Origin of the sequence: Aeromonas sp. QDB25, from assembly GCF_027707725.1 — a bacterium.
GTDB classification, from domain to species: domain Bacteria; phylum Pseudomonadota; class Gammaproteobacteria; order Enterobacterales; family Aeromonadaceae; genus Aeromonas; species Aeromonas caviae.
Map to the genome: position 1 here is coordinate 1 of NZ_JAPCIZ010000206.1, position 1,283 is coordinate 1,283.

Annotated in this window: 1 protein-coding gene; it reads left to right on the forward strand. The window is 50.1% G+C overall.

What is annotated here, in order from left to right:
* Positions 1-102 precede the first annotated feature (102 nt).
* Positions 103-1,283, forward strand: a 1,181-nt coding sequence (locus tag PG883_RS23490) for an IS4-like element ISApu2 family transposase (protein ID WP_270808456.1), incomplete at its 3' end; no start/stop codon positions are given.

Here is a 1,283-nt window from a genome sequence, read left to right on the forward strand (position 1 = left end):
TCATGTACAGGATCTTTAGCTACAACCAATTGAAATAGATAGAAAAAAGGCTTCGTTTGTGATCTGATTTAATCGCAAAAAAAAACCGACACGCCCGAAGCCATGACTATTATCAATGCAACCCAGTACCTCAAGCAACTTCTTAGCTCTTCTGAACTCAACCGGATCGGTAAATTTACCGGTTTTTGTCAGCGACTCCGGGATATCCAGCCTGCGAGACTACTCCCGGCTCTGCTCTCAGGGCTTGGTTGCGACAAGGTGGATGGTATTGCTGGTTTGCATCGCCATTTCAATGCGTTGCAGCTCCATGATACTGACCAAATAGCGTATAAACCCTTTCACAACCAGTTACGCAAGCAGGGTTTTCCCTTGTTCATGCGCGCACTGGTTGAACGAGCCATCGCCTTACGCCTCAAGGAGTGTCTACCGGACGCCCACGGACTGGCAGGCTTTGAGCAGGTACTGCTGCAGGACGGGTCGTCATTCGCGTTACATCCGCAATTGGCAGAACATTTCCCGGGCCGATTCAATAAGCACAGCCCCGCTGCGGTAGAGTGTCATATGACCATGTCCTTGCTGGACCAGTCGCCGATATCGATGAGTATCACGGCGGATACCGAATCGGAGCGCAAGCATCTTCCGGCCGAAAATTCGTTAAATAACAAACTGTTATTGGCGGATGCCGGTTACATCAGCCGCGAGTACTTTGCTGATGTGACCAAAGCCAAAGGAAGCTATCTGGTCAGAGGGAGTCAAAATCTCAATCCCAAAGTACAGGCAGCTTACCGACAGGACGGCAGGGAAATGCCCAAGTTACTCGGAAAAAAGCTCAAGGATATCGATCGGAGAAGCTGCAGAGCCGAGGTTCTGGATCTGGATGTGAGTTCGGGAAAGTATAAATATCGACTCATAAGACGTTGGTTTGCAGAGGAAAAACGGTTCTGTATATGGATGACCAATCTTCCGCGTGAGCGATGGCCAGCCGAGAAGGTGATGGCATTGTATCGTTGCCGTTGGCAGATCGAACTGTTGTTCAAAGAGCTGAAATCACATAACCGGTTGAAGGCGTTCGCGACACGACAAAAAGCGATAGCGGAAGGCTTGATCTGGGCTAGTTTGCTGGCCTTGCTGGTCAAACGTCGGCTGGCGCTGACGCTGATTGGCAGCGCGGAGTTATCGATGCTGAAGATTGCCAAAAACAGCGCGCTTTGGTTAATGCCGATATTGGCGAGCATCATCCATGGTGCGTGGCAGGAAATAACAGAGAAGTTGGAGTGGGCAAT